The following is a 16,201-nucleotide window of genomic DNA, read 5'->3' as shown; positions in this document are numbered from 1 at the left end:
CCCGACATAGCGAAGGGCCGGCTCTGAAGAGCCGGCCCTTTTTGTGTGGACGTGCCCGCGCATCCGTTCGTGGGCGCGCCCGCTACGGGTGGGCGCGCCAGTAATAGAGGGAGCGCCCCCCCCGTAGCGGGCGCGGTCATCCGAATACGCCTAAGATCGGCGGCATGACTCGGTTACCGTCCTCCTCAATCGCCCGAGTGTCGTCCGGCGTCGGCGCTGTGTTCCTGACGGCCCTCGCGGGATTTCAGCTCGCGCTGGCGCTCGGAGCTCCCTGGGGTCGGGCGGCCTATGGCGGGGCGACCGAGCACCCAACCAAGCGGATGCGCGCGAGCAGCGCCGTCGCATCCGTTGTGTGGGCGGTGATCGCGCTCGTGGTGCTGCGTCGCGGTGGCCACGAGGTGAGGCGGGTGGTGCCCGGCCAGGCCGTTCCGGCGGTCATGTGGACGGCGGTCGGGCTGCTGGCCGTGGGAGTCGTGCTGAACACTCTCACGCCGAGCCGGCTGGAGCGCATGATCTGGGCACCCGTTTCCCTGGTGCTGCTGGTCACTACGACGGCGACGGAGCTGGCAGCGCGCCCGCGCCGCTGACGCGCGGCCTCACCGCGAACGGATTTACGTGAAAACGGCCGGGTAAGCGATATCTTGCTAGTCGTCGTAGTGGTACCGGCAGGCCGCGATGCGGCATCGGGTGCTCGTCGAAGGGCTCAGGTGTCGTGCGCTGCGGCGGCGCTGATCCGCTGCAGGAGCCCCACGAGAGTCGCCTGCTCCTCTCTGCTGAGACCGGCGATGAGGGTGCGTTCGGTCTCCACGTGCGGGGCTAGAGCGGCGTCGATGAGTCGCCTGCCGGCCTCCGTGAGTGCAACGAGGGTGCCCCGGCCATCGTCGGGATTGGCCGCACGACTGACCAGCCCTCGCGACTGCAGCTTGTTCAGACGCTGGGCCACCGCACTAGACGAGATCATCGCATCTCGGGCCAGGGCTGCCGGGCTGACGCGATACGGCGCGCCGCTGCGTAGCAGCGTGGCGAGCACGTCGAAAACGGATGCGTCCAGCCCGTACCGCGCAAAGGTGACGGCCAGGCGCGAGTCGACCGCCAGCGCGGTGCGACTCAAGCGGCCGATAACGGCCATGGGGGAGACGTCGAGTTCGGGCTTCTCGGCCTGCCATTGCTCAAGGATTCGATCCACCTGGTCTGCCATGGGTCCACCCTAGCAATGGCTAAGCACTTAGCTATACTAGCTAAGTGCTTAGCAATCGATATGTCCTGTTGGCGACCACCGCCCTGGCTCCCGTGCTTTGGGGAACCACCTACTTGACGACGACCATGTTCCTGCCGGCGGACCGACCGCTGCTCGCAGCATTCCTGCGGGCGCTGCCGGCGGGGCTTCTGCTTCTGATGCTGTGCCGCCGGTTGCCGCGCGGTGCATGGTGGTGGAAGTCCTGGGTGCTCGGTGTGCTCAACATCGGGGCGTTCTTTGCCCTGCTCTTCATCGCGGCCTATCGTCTCCCCGGCGGCGTGGCCGCCATCGTCGGTGGTTTGCAGCCCCTTGTCGTAGCCCTGCTCGCCAGCCGCGTGCTGCACGAACGGCTGAGCGGGCGGGTGCTCGGCAGCGGTGCCGCCGGAGCCTTCGGGGTGAGCCTCATCGTGTTGCAGTCGCAGGCGCGGCTCGATGCCATCGGAATTCTCGCTGCGCTCGCCGGCACACTGTGCATGGCCCTCGGCATCGTGCTCTCCAAGAAATGGGGGCAGCCGGCATCCCTTCTGGCGACAACATCGTGGCAACTCATCGCGGGCGGGCTCACTCTTCTGCCGGTCCTGCTCCTGATCGAGGGCATCAGCGCCGCTCCGTTGACCGCGACCAATATCGCCGGGTACGTGTATCTGTCCGTGGCCGGCACCGCATTCGCCTACGTGGCCTGGTTTCACGGCATTGCGCGCCTGCCGGCCAGCACGATCGCATTCCTCGGCTTGCTGAGCCCGATCGTGGCGATCCTGCTCGGCTGGACCATCGCCGGAGAGCACCTCAGCCTGATTCAGATCGCCGGGATCGTCATCGTGCTGGGCTCGATCGCTGCCGTCATCGTCGCCAGAGCTCCGATATCCCCGCACGAACGTATCCACCTCCGTGGCCGCGCCCGCTATCGGTAGCTGCTACGGTAACCGGCGTAGCGGCTACCGATAGCGCGCGCGCTCACGGGGTGAACGCGGGGGTGACGGCGCGGGTAACGGCGGGGGTGGCGGCGCGGGCGGGCCCGCACGCGAGCATCCGCTGGATCAGTCCTTGGGAGCTTTCAGGTATCGGCGAATGGCGAGCACGACCACCCAGGCGAGGCCGAGCAGCACGATGGCGCTGCCAATGTAGCCGAACGTGGCATTCGAGCCGCTGATTTCGAGGGGGAGCAGCGGGTGCAGGTCAGTGAAACTCATTGCTTAAGCCAACCACAGTGTGACGTGTGCACGGTACGAAAAAGCGCCGGGTTTCACGAACGCTGGGGGGATGCCTGGCCGGCGGGACTTGCGGTGGCTGTGGCATCCGGGGCATCGAGATCCCAGGCACGCAGTCGTCGCAGCAGGCTGCGTTTCTTGTCGGTGTGACCTTGCATGCGCCCGAGGATTCCCGCAAGCATGGAGATTGCGTCGGCGATGAACGGGCCCTTGTTGAGCATCACGCACTCGGCGCGTTCGGCCATGGCGGCATCGGTCACCTCGGCGCGAGATGGCAAACCGGTGCGGGCGAGGGTATCGAGCACCTGCGTTGCCCAGATCACCGGCACGTGGGCGGATTCGCACAGCCAGAGGATCTCTTCCTGCACCTCGGCGAGCCGTTCGAAACCGGCCTCGACGGCGAGGTCGCCGCGGGCGATCATAACGCCGACACCCTGCCACCGCATGGCTTCAAGCAGGATCTGCGGTAGGGCCTCGAACGCCGCGACGGTCTCAATCTTGAGCACGATGCCGAGCTCCGGGTTTCCCTTGAGGTGTGAAAGCAGGTCTCGCACGTCGTCGGCACTTCGTACAAAGGACATGTTGACGATATCGGCGTGTGCTCGCACAAAGTCCAGGTCGGCCTCATCCTGCTCGGTGAGCGCCGAGATGGAAAGATGAGTATCGGGCAGGTTGATGCCCTTTTCAGCGCGCAGTTTTGTGCCAACAAGGCTGGCATGGTGCACCGCGACCGTTATTTCGGTGGCGGCCACGGCAACGATGACCCCGCCGATCTTGCCATCGTCGAGCATGACTCGTTCACCGGGTCGCGCTTCCAGAAAAGCGGAAGGCAGGGTGCAGCCGATTCGGTGTGTCCCATCGGTCGTGACGTCTGCCGGGCTGAGGTCCGCGGTGAGGATCAGGGTGTCACCACGGTGCACGAGCAAGAATTGCTCGGTGGGATTCAGGGTGCCAACGAACGCGACCACGTCTCGTTCGTCCCGCGCGGCGGCCAGGGCCAGCCCGGGTCCGAAGTAGACAGTTTGGGGGAGGGAGACGAGGCATCCGTCTGAAAAGATCTGCTCGACAGTGAGGGTGCGGTGGGCCCCGCGCGTGTCGACGAGGTGGATTTCGTCGCCGACCCGGCGCCGGGCCAGCCAGCTCGAATCGGTGATGGGAATGACGGGTGCCCCGAGCGCGACCGCGTTGTCGGGCCGGGTTCCGAGCCAGGCCAGACCGCGTTTCTGAACGGCACCGGTCGGGGATCGGATCGGCTTGACCTTGATCACCTCTGGGCCGGGCGTGATGGGGCCGGTGCGCAGCTTCGGACCGCCAAGATCCATGGCAATCCGGCAGCGCTCACCGGTTGCCGCCTCGGCGGAGTGGATATTGGCGATCATCGCGGCCCAACTGGTCGGACCGTCGTGCGCACAGTTGATGCGGGCCAGGTCCATCCCACTCTCGAGCATGGACGCTACCATGGCGGCGTCGGTCGCCGATTCACTCGGCAGGGTCACCATGATGCGCGTTGACCGCTGCGCGGGTTGAGCACCGAGCAGCAGCGCGGCATTGTGGGTGAGGAGGGCGGAGCCGTCGGGCGGCCGCTCAACCTCGGGAGCGTAGACGGGATTCACGGCGCCGACCTGAGGGATCAGCAGCGTCAGCGTTCGCAGCAGTCCGTCAACGCTCGCGAGAACGCCTGATTCGGTGCGCCCCAAAGAGGTGAGACCGCGATTGGTGAGACGCGCCTGAAGATCGCGCAGATCGTGGGCTCGCAGCTCGACGTAGTGCACGAGGTTGGTTGCACTGGCTGTGTGCCGTGCTGCGACGGCGAGAATCTCGTCGGCCTGGCGCACCTCGGCGAGCAGCAGGTGCGCCCGCAGCGATTCAACGTCGGCCTGAAGAGAGACCAGATCGGAGAATTCGAGCTCAGTCATGTGATCCTTCCGTGGCCGACCGGTTCAGTATGGCCGGTGCGGGTGAACGGCCGGGGTGGACGCACAAAAAGTGGGCCGATCCACCAGGATCGACCCACCGGTTGTTCTGCGTACTGCTACTCGCGGGTGAGCACGAAGATGCGCAGCATTTCGACGTAGAGCCAGACGACGGTCATGATGATGCCGAACGCGCCGGTCCAGCCGTACTTGCGGGGCAGACGGTTGTTTACGCCCTTCTGGATGAAGTCGAAGTCGAGCACGAGCGAGTACGCGGCCAGAAGCACCGCGAGCAGGCCGATGAGGATGCCGAGCTTGATGTCAAAGCCGAGAATGCTGATGCTCTGGCTGCGCAGGCCGAAAGCCTGGTCGGTGCCGCCGAAGATCATCATTCCCACGTTGATGAGCGAGAACGCAGCGTAGCCGATCATGGCGACCAGGAAGATCTTGGTGGCCTTCTTCGAGGCGCGGATCTTGCCGCTCTTGAACAGGGCCAGGGTGACGCCGACCACGACGAGGGTGGCGAGAACCGCCTGCACCACGACGCCCGGGTAGATGTCGTCGAAGACGCGAGAGATGCCGCCGACGAACAGGCCCTGGGCAGCGGCGAAGGTGAGGATCAGCGGAGCCGACGGCTCCTTCTTGAAGGTGTTGACCAGGCCGAGCACGAAACCGACGATGGCGCCGAGAATGAACAGGAACGGCAGCACCGGCGTGGCGACCCAGGAGATCATTGCCGCGACGACCAGCAGCGCGAAGCCGAGGCCGGTCTTGGTGATGGTGTCTTCGTAGGTCATGCGTTCGGTGTCCTGCGCACCGGCGGAGGGCCGGTTGTACATCGACTGCAGATCGTTGTCCGAGAGGGCCTGCGACGACGCCACTGCGCCGCGAGGGCCGAACGCCTCGTTGCGGGAGAAAGCGGGGTTGGAGGATGCCATGGGGTGCTGTACTCACAATCAGCTGGTGGTGTGGGATGCGCGGTCGAACCGGCACGCAGCGCCTGGTGCAGCGCTCCCTCCACGGTACCCGAGAGCGTGATCGAATGCACCGGGGATCAGCCGATTTGCAGCATTTTCGGCGGTGTTTCGCACTCATTTCGCTGCGAGCGTTACCGGTGCCCGCATCCGTTTTGCCGGCACCGGTAGCCTGCGGGGTTAGCCTGACACCATGCGACCCATCGTCATCGGCCACCGCGGGGCGAGCGGCCACCGGCCGGAGCACACGCGTTCCGCTTTCACCCTGGCCTTCGCGCTCGGAGCCGACGCCGTTGAACCCGACCTGGTGGCAACCCGCGACGGCGTGCTCGTCATTCGCCACGAAAACGAGATCTCCGGCACAACGGATGTCGCCACTCGCGCCGAATTCGCCGCTCGCCGCCGGCAGAAACACGTTGACGGCAAGCCCGTCACCGGCTGGTTCACCGAAGACTTCACCTGGGCTGAACTGAGCACCCTGCGCGCCCGGGAACGGCTGCCCGCCCTGCGGCAGGGCAATACAACCTTCGACGACCAGCAGCCGATTCTGCGGCTGCGCGACCTGTTCGACCTCGTCGACGCCGCGGCCGAGCAGACCGACCGGGTGCTCGGGATTGTCGCCGAGATTAAGCATGCCAGCTATTTTGCCGCCCTCGACCTGCCGCTGGCCGAACTGTTCGCGGCCGAGGTCTCCGCCGCCGGCTGGAACATCGACCGGCTCACCGTGGAGAGCTTCGAACCGACCGTGCTCGCCCAGGTGCGCGCGGAGGGCGTGCGCGGCAGGCGCATCTTTCTGCTCGAAGACCAGGGGCACCCGGCTGACCAGCCGGCGGAGTACGGTGCCGGCGCCGTGTCCTACGCCGATCACCTCACGATTGCCGGGCTCGCGAACCTGGCCGCCGGTTCTGACGGGATCGACGGCATCAGCGTTCCGAAGTCGCTCATTCTCGAAACGGATGCCGCTGGTGACGTGGTCGGGGCATCCGCTCTGGTCGACGACGCCCACGTGGCCGGGCTGGAGATTTACTGCTGGACACTGCGCCCGGAGAACAGGTTTTTGGCGAAGTCGTTTCGAAGCGGCACCCGCAAGGCGGACTTCGGCCACTGGCAGTCGGAGTTTCGGGTGATTCTCGGTTCGGGCATCGACGGAGTGTTCGCCGACCACCCCGATCTGGCCGTGCACGTGCGGGACGAGCTGCCCTGACCAGATCTGCTGTCAGGGGCCTCGCCTACACTGGAAACCGACATGACCACACCTCTTAACGCGGAATCCGCGCCCGCAACCGCCACTCGTTCGGCCACGCCGATCATTCTCGATTCGCCTGGAGACGCGGCACAGGGACGTGCGGGCACGGAAGGCACCCGGCAGAGCCCCCTGCTCGACGGGCTCAACCCGCAGCAGAAAGAGGCGGTCGAATACCGCGGGCAGGCGCTGCTCATCATCGCCGGTGCCGGCTCGGGCAAGACCAGTGTGCTCACCCGGCGGGTCGCGAGCCTGCTGGAAACCCGCGACGCCTGGCCGAGCCAGATTCTCGCGATCACCTTCACCAACAAAGCGGCCGCCGAAATGCGCGAGCGGGTGCACGCCATTCTCGGGCAGGGGTCCGACGGTATGTGGATCAGCACGTTCCACTCCTCCTGTGTGCGCATCCTGCGTCGCGAAGCCGAGAAGATCGGCCTGTCGAGCACTTTCAGCATCTATGACTCGGCCGACACCAAGGTCACCCTCAAGCGCATCATCAAGGGGCTCGACGCCGACACCTACGGGTTCACCCCCGGCTCGGCCGGCGCCAAGATCTCCAAGCTCAAGAATGAGCTCGCCGACGCGGACTCCTACGCCCGCAACGCAAACATGAGCGACCCGCAGGAGGTCATGTTCGTCGAGATTTTTCGGCAGTACTCGGCCCGGCTGCGCGCCGCGAGCGCGCTCGACTTCGACGACCTCATTGGCGAGACCGTCTACCTGTTCCGAGCGTTCCCCAAGGTTGCCGCGCTCTACCGGCGCCGGTTTCGGCACCTGCTGGTCGACGAATACCAGGACACCAACCACGCCCAGTACGCCCTGGTGCACGAGCTCACCCGGCCGGTCACGGCCGAGCTCGCGCAAGAGATGGACGATGACGGTGTGCACGTGCGCAACCTGCGCGACGCGAGCGGCGCCATCCCCGGAGCATCGCTCACCGTGGTCGGCGACTCCGACCAGTCGATCTACGCCTTCCGCGGCGCCGACACCCGCAATATCAGCGGATTCGAGCGGGACTACCCCGGCGCGAAGGTAATTCTGCTCGAACAGAACTACCGGTCCACCCAGAACATCCTCTCGGCGGCGAACGCCGTGATCGGTCACAACTTTGACCGCACCGACAAAAAGCTGTGGAGTGCCGGCGGCGACGGCGAGAAGATCGTCGGCTTCACCGCCTATTCCGGGCACGACGAAGCCCAGTTCGTCTCCGACGAGATCCAGGTTCTTCACGCGGCGGGCATGGCCTACCGCGACATGGCGGTGTTCTACCGCACCAACGCGCAGACCCGAGCGCTCGAAGAAATCCTGGTGCGTTCGGCCACTCCCTACCGGGTGGTCGGCGGCACCAAATTCTACGAGCGGGCCGAGATCAAGGATGCCCTGGCCTACCTCATCGCCGTCGCCAACCCGGTCGACGAACTCGCCCTGCGCCGCATCCTGAACACCCCCAAGCGCGGCATCGGCCCGGCCACCGAGACCGGGCTGTCCAGCTTCGCCGACGACAACGAGCTCACCTTTCGACAGGCCATGCGCAACTCCGCAGCGCTTGGCCTCGGCCCGAAGGTGACCGGCGCCATTCTCAAGCTCGCCGAACTGCTTGACGCCGCCGCGCTCATGCTCGTGCCTACCTCGGTCACCGCTGACGGCGTGCCGGTCGGCGCCGCAAACGTCAGCGAGGTGTTGGAATTTCTGCTGAACGGCAGCGGACTGCTCGCCGTGCTGCGCGGCAGCCGCGACCCGCAAGACGAAGTGCGCGCCGAAAACATCGAAGAACTCGTCGCCCAGACCAAGGACTTCAACAAGGAGAACCCCGATGGCGGCCTGGTCGACTTTCTCACCCAGGTCTCGCTCGTCGCTGCGGCCGACGACCTCGACGACGCCTCGGGCACGGTCTCACTGATGACCCTGCACACCGCGAAGGGCCTCGAATATGAGGCCGTGTTCCTCACCGGTGTCGAGGAGGGTCTGCTGCCGCACCAGATGTCGGCGAACGAGCCCGGCGGACCGGCCGAGGAACGCCGCCTGTTCTATGTGGGCATCACCCGCGCCCGCAAACGGCTCTATCTCTCGCTCGCCATGACCCGCGCGCAGTTCGGCGACATCAACGTGGCCATGCCGAGCCGGTACCTGCAGGAGATTCCGGCCGAGCTGATCGACTGGAAGCAGTCGCCGGGCATGGCCAACTCGCGCGGCGGCACCCAGCCGCGCGCCCTCAACGCACGGCGCGACGGCGGCTTCGGTGGTTTCGGCAACTCTTTGGGTACCGGTTCCAACGGCTCAAACGACGGTTTCGGCGGGCGCAGCAGCTATGGCACCAGCGCAAAGCCGGCCGGCCTGCCGCCGGGCAAGCCGAAGACCGAGTGGGCCAACAAGATCACCGGCACCGTGCGCGACAACGGCAGCCTCGAGCTCGCGGCGGGTGACCGCATCCGTCATCACGATTTCGGCGAGGGCCGGGTCAATCAGGTCACCGGCGAGGGCACCAAACGCATCGCGCACGTGCAGTTCGACACGGCCGGCGCCAAGAAGCTGCTGATCAAGATCGCCCCGATCGAAAAGATCTAGCGAGCACCCCGTTCAACCCGCGCCAGGGCCGGAACCGGGCCAGCCCGATTCCTTGCGCCAGCCCGAATCCCTGAGGCAGTGGGCGCTCTCCCTACGCTCCTTCCAGTTCGAGGTCGCCACCCGGGCAGCGGTCGCCGCCGCGCTGCCACTCACCGTTCTCGTGCTCACCGGCCAGCTCGACTGGGCCGCCTACGCGGCCTTCGGCGCCATGACAGCGCTGTTCGGCCGGAACGAGCCCTCTACCGGGTGCGGCTGCGCACGGTCACCGTTGCCGGCACGCTCATGCTCGCGATCATCTGCTGCCCGGTCCGCCAGTGGCGGTGCTGATTCTGGACATCGCCCTGGGCCAGTTCGGCGCCGAGATTCGGATCGGCCGAGACTACGGCGCCGCCCTGCTGTTCGTGACCCCGCTCGCCCTCACCGTGGTGCACCTCACCAGCCCGGTACCGGTTCCGGCGCTGCTGGTCGATCGCGTGCTCGAGACCGTGCTGGGCAGCGTCTTCGCCCTGGTGATCGTGCTGCTCGTGCGGGCGCGGGTCCGGCTGAAAAACAGGCATTGACGACACACAGACTGTTCACAGGTTATCGATAGCTGTTCGATGGCCCCCCGGTCGATGCTTTACTCATGAGCCTCGATACGCGCACCAACCGAACCGGCCAGGCGCCCACACGCCGCACCCGTACGGCGTTGCAGCACCCCGCGTACCAGAAGCGGATGCGCCTCGCCGACAGCCTGCAGATTCTCTGCGTGGCGTCGGTCGCCATCGTCATCGCCATCTTTCTCGCCGACGGGGGAGCAGCCAAGTTCTCCGCTCCGGCCGACGCTTTCACCTCGCTCGGAATCCTGGCCGGCCTGGTCGGAACCGACCTGCTGCTCGTGATGCTCGTGCTGGCCGCGCGGCTGCCCCCGATCGACCGCGCTTTCGGACACGACCAGGCCATGGCCGTGCACCAGTCGCTCGGCAAGCCCGCCCTCTATCTCATCCTCGGCCACGCGGCGCTGCTCATCACCGGCTATGCCCTCGCCGAAAACGTGAACGTGTTCGTCGAGGTCTGGAACATGCTTACGACCCTGCCCGACATGCCGCTCGCCTTCCTCGGCCTCGCGCTCATGCTCGGTGTCGTGATCACCTCGCTCGTGGTCGTGCGCCGTAAATTTCGCTACGAGGCCTGGCACGCAGTGCACCTGCTCGCCTACCTCTCGGTGCTGGTCGCCATCCCGCACCAGCTGAGCGTCGGCAACCTGCTCAGCGAGGGGGCTATTGCCCGCTACTACTGGCTCGCCCTCTACGTGGCGGTTGCCGGCTCCATCATCGTGTTTCGCTTTCTGCTGCCGCTCACCCGGTCGTTGCGCCATCGCCTCGTGGTTGACCGGGTCGACGCCGTCGCTCCGGGCGTGGTCTCCATCACACTGACCGGGCGGCAGCTGGACAAACTCCGGGCGACCTCCGGGCAGTTTTTCGTCTGGCGGTTCTGGTCCCACGGACTCTGGTGGCAGGCGCACCCCTTCTCCCTGTCGTCAGCGCCGAGCGAGCGCGGACTGCGCATCACGGTGCGCAGTCTCGGCGATGCCTCGCAGCAGCTTCCCCAGCTGAAGCGCGGCACCCGAGTGAGCTTCGAAGGCCCGTACGGGCTCTTCACCGAGAACGCTCGCACATCGCCCCGCGTCGTCTTGATCGCCGCCGGCATCGGCGTCGCCCCCATCCGCTCGCTGCTGGAAACGGTATCGTTCGCGCCGGGCAACGCCACCGTGCTCCTGCGCTCGCACAGCCTCGGCGATACTTACCTCGTCGACGAGCTGACCGACCTGTGCCGGGTGCGCGGCGCTGAACTGCGCATCATCGCCGGCAAACGTCCCAAGGGCGTGAGCACCTGGCTGCCAGCGGATGCCGCCCGCGCCGGCATCACCCTGCGCAAGATCGTGCCCGAACTGCTCCACTGCGATATCTACATCTGCGGTCCCCGCCCGTGGACCGACGCCGTTGTGCGAGACGCCCGCGCCGGCGGGGTCCCCAAGAAGCAGATCCACTACGAAAGGTTTGACTGGTGAGAGCACGTGCCGTGGCACTGGCCGCACTGGCCTCCGTCTCGATCGTCGGCATCGGCTGGCAGCTCGGCTCGCAGGCTATCGACGCCTCGCAGAGCCTGACCGCAGCCACCGGTACCGGCGCAGCCGCCGCCGCCTCGGCCGCAACGGATGCCGCCGCCCAGGCCGCAGCGACCGCGAAAGCGGCCGCCGGCGCTGCGGCCACAGCCCAAGCCCAGGCCGATGCCGCCAACACCGCTGCCTCGACGAAGGCAGCAGCGGATGCGGCGGCAGCAGCAACAGCCGCGGCCGACGCAGCTGCCAACGCGGCCGCGGCTGCAGCCACCGCGGCGACCGCATCGTCGCAATCGGGAAGCTTCACCGGCTCGGTCGTCGCCACCCAGTTCGGCAACATGCAGGTGTCCGTGACGATCGTCAACGGGGCGATCACCGAGGTCACTCCGCTGCAACTGACCAACCGTGGCGGCCGATCGGTTGCCATCAGTAACCAGGCCGCGCCGATCTTGCGCTCCGAGGTGCTCGCGGCCCAATCCGCGAGCGTGCAAAACGTGAGTGGCGCCACCTACACGACCCAGGGCTACCTGCGGTCGCTGCAGTCGGCCCTCGATACGGCCGGGTTCTAGGTGCCTGCCGTGTGCCGCGACTCTGACCGGATGCCCGCGCTCACCTTTGCAACGATGGGCACCGTCGTCAGTTTGCGACTCGGCGATTTCGCTGCCGATACCGCTGCCGGTGACCTGGTCGAGACAGTGTTTCGGCGCTGGGATCAGCAATTCAGCCTCTACCGAGACGACTCGGAGCTGTCTCGGGTCGCGCGCGGGGACATCCGTTTGACCGACGCGAGTGAGAGCCTGCGCAATTGTTACGCCCTCGCGCTGGACTGGCGGGATCGCACCCGGGGCGTATTCACTCCGCATCGTGCGGATGGCGTGATCGACCTGTCCGGGGTGGTCAAGGCGCTCGCCATCGCCGAAGCCGGGGCGGCCCTGATCGCGAGCGGCTTCGCCGACTGGTCGATCAACGCCGGCGGTGACGTGCTGGTCAGTGGTCAGCCGGGCGAACGATTTGAGGCGTGGGAGTCCGCCGACAGTGCGATGCCGACCGGGCATCGAGTGGCGGCGCCGGCCGCGGTGACCGAGCACCTCGAATGGGTCGTGGCGATCGTCAATCCATTCGATCGGGGTGACGTGATTGCGAGCGTTCCGCTGCGGCATCCGCTTCGAGCCGTGGCCACCTCGGGCAGCGCGGAACGCGGCGAGCACATCTGGACGGCGTTGAACGGTGAGCCGTCGCCGTTTCGCCAGGTGAGCGTTTTTGCCGCCGATATCGTTACGGCCGACGTGCTCGCGACGGCGATCGTGGCTGGCGGCGAGGCGACGCTGAACGAAATGACCGAGCGCTTTCCCATCGATGTTCTCGCCGTGTTGCGTGACGGCCAGTTGCTCGCGACGCCGGGGCTGCGCCGGGCCGAATAGGTCATTTCAGACTGCCCGGACAGTTTGTACCTGGCGCTTGATCGACCGCAGCTTCGACCTCGATCTGGATCCAGGCGCCTACGCCGATCTCGACTTCGACAACGACGACCGGTACTGATCAGCTGTTCGGTCGTGGCTGACCGGTCGTGCTTGGTCAGTCGTGGTCGAGCAGGCGGTGGTCGGGGTCGAGGGTGCCGAGCAGTCGACCGCAGATCTCGCTGAGCTGGCCGACCTGGCGGGCGGTGAGCGGGTCGAACACCACGGTGCGCACCTCATCGACGTGGCCGGGAGCGCTGGCGACGACCTTCTGCCAGCCCGTTTCGGTGAGGCGGGCCAGGGAGGCGCGGGCATCCGCTTGCGAGGCACAGCGGGTGAGGTAGCCCTGCGTTTCCAAGCGGGTGAGCACGTGCGAGAGCCGGGAGAGGGAGGAGTTGGTGCGTGAGGCGAGTTCACTGAGCGGCAACGAGTGTTCGTCGTTCTCGGAGATCATGGCGAGCACGTAGTACTCGAAGTGGCTGAGGCCGGCGTCACGTTTCAGCTCGGACTCCAGGCGGGCCGGGAGCAGCATCGTGACCGCCATCAGGCGCAGCCAGGCGATGCGCTCGTCCTCGGTGAGCCAGCGCGGCTCCGAGGTGCGTTGGGGAGGGGAAGTCATAACAGACAATCTACCAGTTGACTTGACGTTTCAACTAAAAAGCCCTAGGTTTTAGTTGTTGCTTCAAGTAAGTAACATCCACATCGTGAACACGACCAACAGGCCTCTCCCCCCAATAGAAAGAGAATTCTCATGACTGACATCGTTATCATCGGCAGCGGCAACATGGCTCGCGGCATCGGAACCCGTGCAGTGGCGGCCGGCCGCAGCGTGCAGATTCTCGGACAGGACCTGGCCAAGGCGGCGGCGCTCGCTGCCGAACTCGGGGCATCCGTTACCAGCGGCCCGGTCGACTTCGCTGCCGTCGACGGCGACATCGTCGTGCTCGCCGTTCCCTACGACGCGGCTCGCGCCCTCGTGACCGGCTACGGCGCCGCACTCGCCGGCAAGACCGTGATCGACATCACCAACCCGGTCGACTTCACGACCTTCGACTCCCTGACCGTCGCCCCCGGCACCTCAGCGGCCGAAGAGCTCGCCAAGCTCGCCGCTGACGGCGTCAACATCGTTAAGGCCTTCAACACGACCTTCGCCGGCACGCTCGTCACCGGGTCGGTCTCCGGCCAGCCGCTCGACGTGTTCGTCGCGAGTGACTCCGACACGGCCAAAGCCGCCGTCGAGTCGTTCGTCACCGACGCCGGACTCAACCCCATCGATGTCGGCCCGCTGCGTCGCGCCCGCGAGCTCGAGGGCTTCCAGCTGCTCATCATGACCCTGCAGGTCAACCCGGCACACGCCTCGTACAACTGGAACACCGGCCTCAAGGTGCTCGCCTAGGCAGTAGCAGCGGGGCGCAGGTTGGCTCGCTGGGCGCATGATCGAACGTGCGCCCGGAGAGCAAGCCTGCGCCCGGCGCCGCCCGCCCGCCCAGGAGGCGGCGTACAACACCCTAGGCTCGCAGCATGACCCTGACCGACGAACGGATGCGTCGGCCAGCGACGCTCGCCCGCAGTCCGCTCGTGGCGGTCGGCGCCGGGATCGCGACCGGGCTGCTGGCCCGCGCGCTGTATGCAGTGCTGCCGGAGCCGTGGACCACGCTCGCCAACACCAGCGCGCTGTGGGGCCTGCTTCCGTTCACCGTTGCAGCGCTGACCCGAACCCGCGGGTCGCGCGCGATCCTGCTTGGCATGACCGCGCTGGCGGCGATGGTCGTAACCTGGGCCGTACTCGGCCCGGAGTCGCAGCCACCCCGCGTGCTCGTGCTGTGGGGGATCGTCGCCATCGGCGCCGGCGCGCTGTGTGGGCTGGCGGGTGACCTGGCCGGCCGACGGCAGCCGCTCGCGCACCGATTGGGTTTGGCCGTGATGAGCGGGCTCGTCCTCGGCGAGGCGTTCTACGGCGCGCTGCTGATCGGCGGCCCGCAGTGGTGGGGCGAGAGCGCCCTGGGCCTGCTCCTGGCTCTCGGCGGAGGTCGCCGCTGGCCAGACCGGGCAGTGGCGCTCGCGCTGGTCGCTCTGATGGCGGCCAGCCTGTTCGGCGTCTACCTGCTCTTTGACGCAATCGCCGCCGGCTAGGACCGGTGCGGCCGACAGACTAGGAGTGGGTCGGCACGCGCTGGCGAGAGGCGCGCTGCACGAGTGCGGCGATGGCGCGCCAGCCGAGCAGGAACACGCCGAGCACGATGGTCGTCACGATCGCGAAACTGAGCTGAACGCCCTGGCCGCTGGCCAGGCGCAGCAACAGGCCGCCGGCCACGGTCACGATCCAGATCGCGAGGCCGGTCCAGACGATGTTGTGGGGGTGACGCCAGGCGCGCAGCAGCAGCCAGCCGATGATCAGCCCGCCCAGAAACGGCCAGTAGGTGACGCCGAGGCCGGCCAGGCTCTCTTCGTGGCTCAACCGACCGATGGCTGCGAACGCGAGCACGAGTACCGCGTCGAGCACGCCCGCCGTGATGATTGATGATCGAGGAATGGGGCCAGCTTTGATGTGCAGTGATGCCATATTTTCAGCCTAGCCACGCGGCCGGGGCGTAACCCGGTGTTGTCTGTGAGCCGGCTCGACTAGATGTTGCCGCCGATGAGGGCGCCGATCACGTAGGTGACCGCGAGGGCGAGGATGCCGCCGATGACGATGCGGGCGATGGCCCGCGGCTTGGGGCTGCTGCCGAGGTGGGCGCTCAGCCAGCCGGTGACGACGAGCGCGATCAGTACAGCGACGAAGGTGGCACCGATGCGGTACTCGGCCGGCGGCAGCAGCACGGCGAGCAGGGGGAGTGCGGCGCCGACGGTGAAAGCGATAGCGGATGCGTAGGCCGCGTGCCACGGGTTCGACACGTCCTGCTCGGTGATGTGCAGTTCAACTTCGAGGTGGGCGGCGAGGGCGTCATGCCGGGTGAGCTCGATCGCCACCTGCTGGGCGGTCTGGCTGGAGAGCCCCTTGGCTTCGTAGAATCCGGCCAGTTCGGCGAGTTCCTCGTCGGGCTCGTTCTCGAGTTCCCAGGTTTCCTTGGCGATCAGGGCACGTTCGGAGTCGCGCTGGCTGCTCACCGACACGTATTCGCCGAGGGCCATCGAGATCGCGCCGGCAAGCAGGCTCGCCACGCCGGCGATGAGGATGACGTGGGAGTTTGTCGTGGCGGCGGCAACACCCACGACGAGGGCGGCGACGGAGACGATTCCGTCGTTCGCGCCCAGAACACCGGCGCGCAGCCAGTTCAGGCGGGAGGCGAGGCCGGCGGCGTGCGGTTCAACCGCTTGGACAAGATCAGTCATGGTCCTACGATAAGCACTCGGTGCCGGAGTCGTCCAGCAAGGTGTGGCTAGCCTTCCGCCCGTTTTTGCACCGGTCGATGCGGCATCGGGGTGCGCCATGACGCATGATTCACGCGATAGAGTTTCCCAGGGCCGGTATGTCTTGATGTCGAGCTAATTTACGACAACGA

At 66.7% G+C, this 16,201-nt stretch carries 17 protein-coding genes; 10 read left to right on the top strand and 7 right to left on the bottom strand.

The features are described from left to right. Nucleotides 1-164 precede the first annotated feature (164 nt). A complete protein-coding gene (locus E3O25_RS09885; RefSeq protein WP_134361059.1) occupies nucleotides 165-587 on the top strand; it encodes a hypothetical protein in 423 nt (140 codons plus the stop codon). A 116-nt stretch (nucleotides 588-703) separates the two neighbouring features. Here E3O25_RS09885 and E3O25_RS09880 read toward each other — a convergent pair whose 3' ends face one another. Beyond that, complete coding sequence (locus E3O25_RS09880) at nucleotides 704-1,198, bottom strand: MarR family winged helix-turn-helix transcriptional regulator (RefSeq protein ID WP_092107347.1); 495 nt, start codon at nucleotides 1,196-1,198, stop codon at nucleotides 704-706. Between the two features lie 44 nt (nucleotides 1,199-1,242). Between E3O25_RS09880 and E3O25_RS09875 the strand changes: the two genes are divergently transcribed. After that, entirely contained in the window at nucleotides 1,243-2,148 is a 906-nt protein-coding gene (locus tag E3O25_RS09875) for an EamA family transporter (RefSeq protein WP_134361058.1), read from the top strand. A gap of 126 nt (nucleotides 2,149-2,274) precedes the next feature. Here the strand turns inward: E3O25_RS09875 and E3O25_RS16960 are convergent, their stop codons facing one another. The 3 genes from E3O25_RS16960 to E3O25_RS09865 form a co-directional block, all read right to left on the bottom strand. Further along, a complete protein-coding gene (locus E3O25_RS16960) occupies nucleotides 2,275-2,427 on the bottom strand; it encodes a hypothetical protein (protein WP_166787741.1) in 153 nt (50 codons plus the stop codon). Nucleotides 2,428-2,480: 53 nt separating this feature from the next. Beyond that, on the bottom strand, nucleotides 2,481-4,361 hold the full coding sequence (locus E3O25_RS09870; RefSeq protein ID WP_092107351.1) for a pyruvate kinase: 1,881 nt from the start codon (nucleotides 4,359-4,361) through the stop codon (nucleotides 2,481-2,483). A 116-nt stretch (nucleotides 4,362-4,477) separates the two neighbouring features. Continuing rightward, nucleotides 4,478-5,296, bottom strand: a complete 819-nt coding sequence (locus tag E3O25_RS09865; RefSeq protein ID WP_092107353.1) for a Bax inhibitor-1/YccA family protein — start codon at nucleotides 5,294-5,296, stop codon at nucleotides 4,478-4,480. Nucleotides 5,297-5,525: 229 nt separating this feature from the next. Between E3O25_RS09865 and E3O25_RS09860 the strand changes: the two genes are divergently transcribed. The 6 genes from E3O25_RS09860 (at nucleotide 5,526) to E3O25_RS09835 (ending at nucleotide 12,662) form a co-directional block, all read left to right on the top strand. Then, entirely contained in the window at nucleotides 5,526-6,536 is a 1,011-nt protein-coding gene (locus E3O25_RS09860) for a glycerophosphodiester phosphodiesterase family protein (RefSeq protein ID WP_092107355.1), read from the top strand. A 42-nt stretch (nucleotides 6,537-6,578) separates the two neighbouring features. Then, nucleotides 6,579-9,140, top strand: a complete 2,562-nt coding sequence (locus E3O25_RS09855) for an ATP-dependent helicase (protein WP_134361057.1) — start codon at nucleotides 6,579-6,581, stop codon at nucleotides 9,138-9,140. A gap of 296 nt (nucleotides 9,141-9,436) precedes the next feature. Continuing rightward, complete coding sequence (locus E3O25_RS09850; RefSeq protein WP_092107359.1) at nucleotides 9,437-9,700, top strand: FUSC family protein; 264 nt, start codon at nucleotides 9,437-9,439, stop codon at nucleotides 9,698-9,700. 65 nt (nucleotides 9,701-9,765) lie between these two features. Continuing rightward, complete coding sequence (locus tag E3O25_RS09845; protein ID WP_241988560.1) at nucleotides 9,766-11,190, top strand: ferric reductase-like transmembrane domain-containing protein; 1,425 nt, start codon at nucleotides 9,766-9,768, stop codon at nucleotides 11,188-11,190. Next, nucleotides 11,187-11,810 carry an FMN-binding protein gene (locus E3O25_RS17505; RefSeq protein ID WP_241983941.1) on the top strand — a complete coding sequence of 208 codons (624 nt, stop codon included), beginning with the start codon at nucleotides 11,187-11,189 and terminating at the stop codon, nucleotides 11,808-11,810. The genes E3O25_RS09845 and E3O25_RS17505 overlap by 4 nt, the downstream gene beginning before the upstream one ends. Before the next feature lie 9 nt (nucleotides 11,811-11,819). Further along, nucleotides 11,820-12,662, top strand: coding sequence for an FAD:protein FMN transferase (locus tag E3O25_RS09835; RefSeq protein WP_241983942.1), 843 nt, complete (start codon nucleotides 11,820-11,822; stop codon nucleotides 12,660-12,662). 154 nt (nucleotides 12,663-12,816) lie between these two features. Here E3O25_RS09835 and E3O25_RS09830 read toward each other — a convergent pair whose 3' ends face one another. After that, complete coding sequence (locus E3O25_RS09830) at nucleotides 12,817-13,317, bottom strand: MarR family winged helix-turn-helix transcriptional regulator (protein ID WP_092107361.1); 501 nt, start codon at nucleotides 13,315-13,317, stop codon at nucleotides 12,817-12,819. Between the two features lie 132 nt (nucleotides 13,318-13,449). Here E3O25_RS09830 and E3O25_RS09825 point away from each other — a divergent pair, with 132 nt between their 5' ends. Then, nucleotides 13,450-14,094 carry an NADPH-dependent F420 reductase gene (locus tag E3O25_RS09825; protein ID WP_092107363.1) on the top strand — a complete coding sequence of 215 codons (645 nt, stop codon included), beginning with the start codon at nucleotides 13,450-13,452 and terminating at the stop codon, nucleotides 14,092-14,094. A gap of 125 nt (nucleotides 14,095-14,219) precedes the next feature. After that, entirely contained in the window at nucleotides 14,220-14,831 is a 612-nt protein-coding gene (locus E3O25_RS09820; RefSeq protein ID WP_134361056.1) for a DUF6518 family protein, read from the top strand. Between the two features lie 19 nt (nucleotides 14,832-14,850). On the opposite strand, the gene E3O25_RS09815 is transcribed toward E3O25_RS09820, so the two are convergent. After that, entirely contained in the window at nucleotides 14,851-15,261 is a 411-nt protein-coding gene (locus E3O25_RS09815; RefSeq protein ID WP_134361055.1) for a DUF3054 domain-containing protein, read from the bottom strand. A 59-nt stretch (nucleotides 15,262-15,320) separates the two neighbouring features. Continuing rightward, nucleotides 15,321-16,031: a VIT family protein gene (locus E3O25_RS09810; protein WP_092107369.1), complete on the bottom strand. Its 711-nt coding sequence runs from the start codon at nucleotides 16,029-16,031 to the stop codon at nucleotides 15,321-15,323. Between the last annotated feature and the right edge of the window lie 170 nt (nucleotides 16,032-16,201).

Origin of the sequence: Cryobacterium sp. TMT1-3 (genome assembly GCF_004402315.1) — a bacterium.
GTDB lineage: Bacteria > Actinomycetota > Actinomycetes > Actinomycetales > Microbacteriaceae > Cryobacterium > Cryobacterium luteum.
The sequence above is the reverse complement of the archived record's forward strand: the minus strand, read 5'-3'. Positions and strand labels throughout refer to the sequence as shown.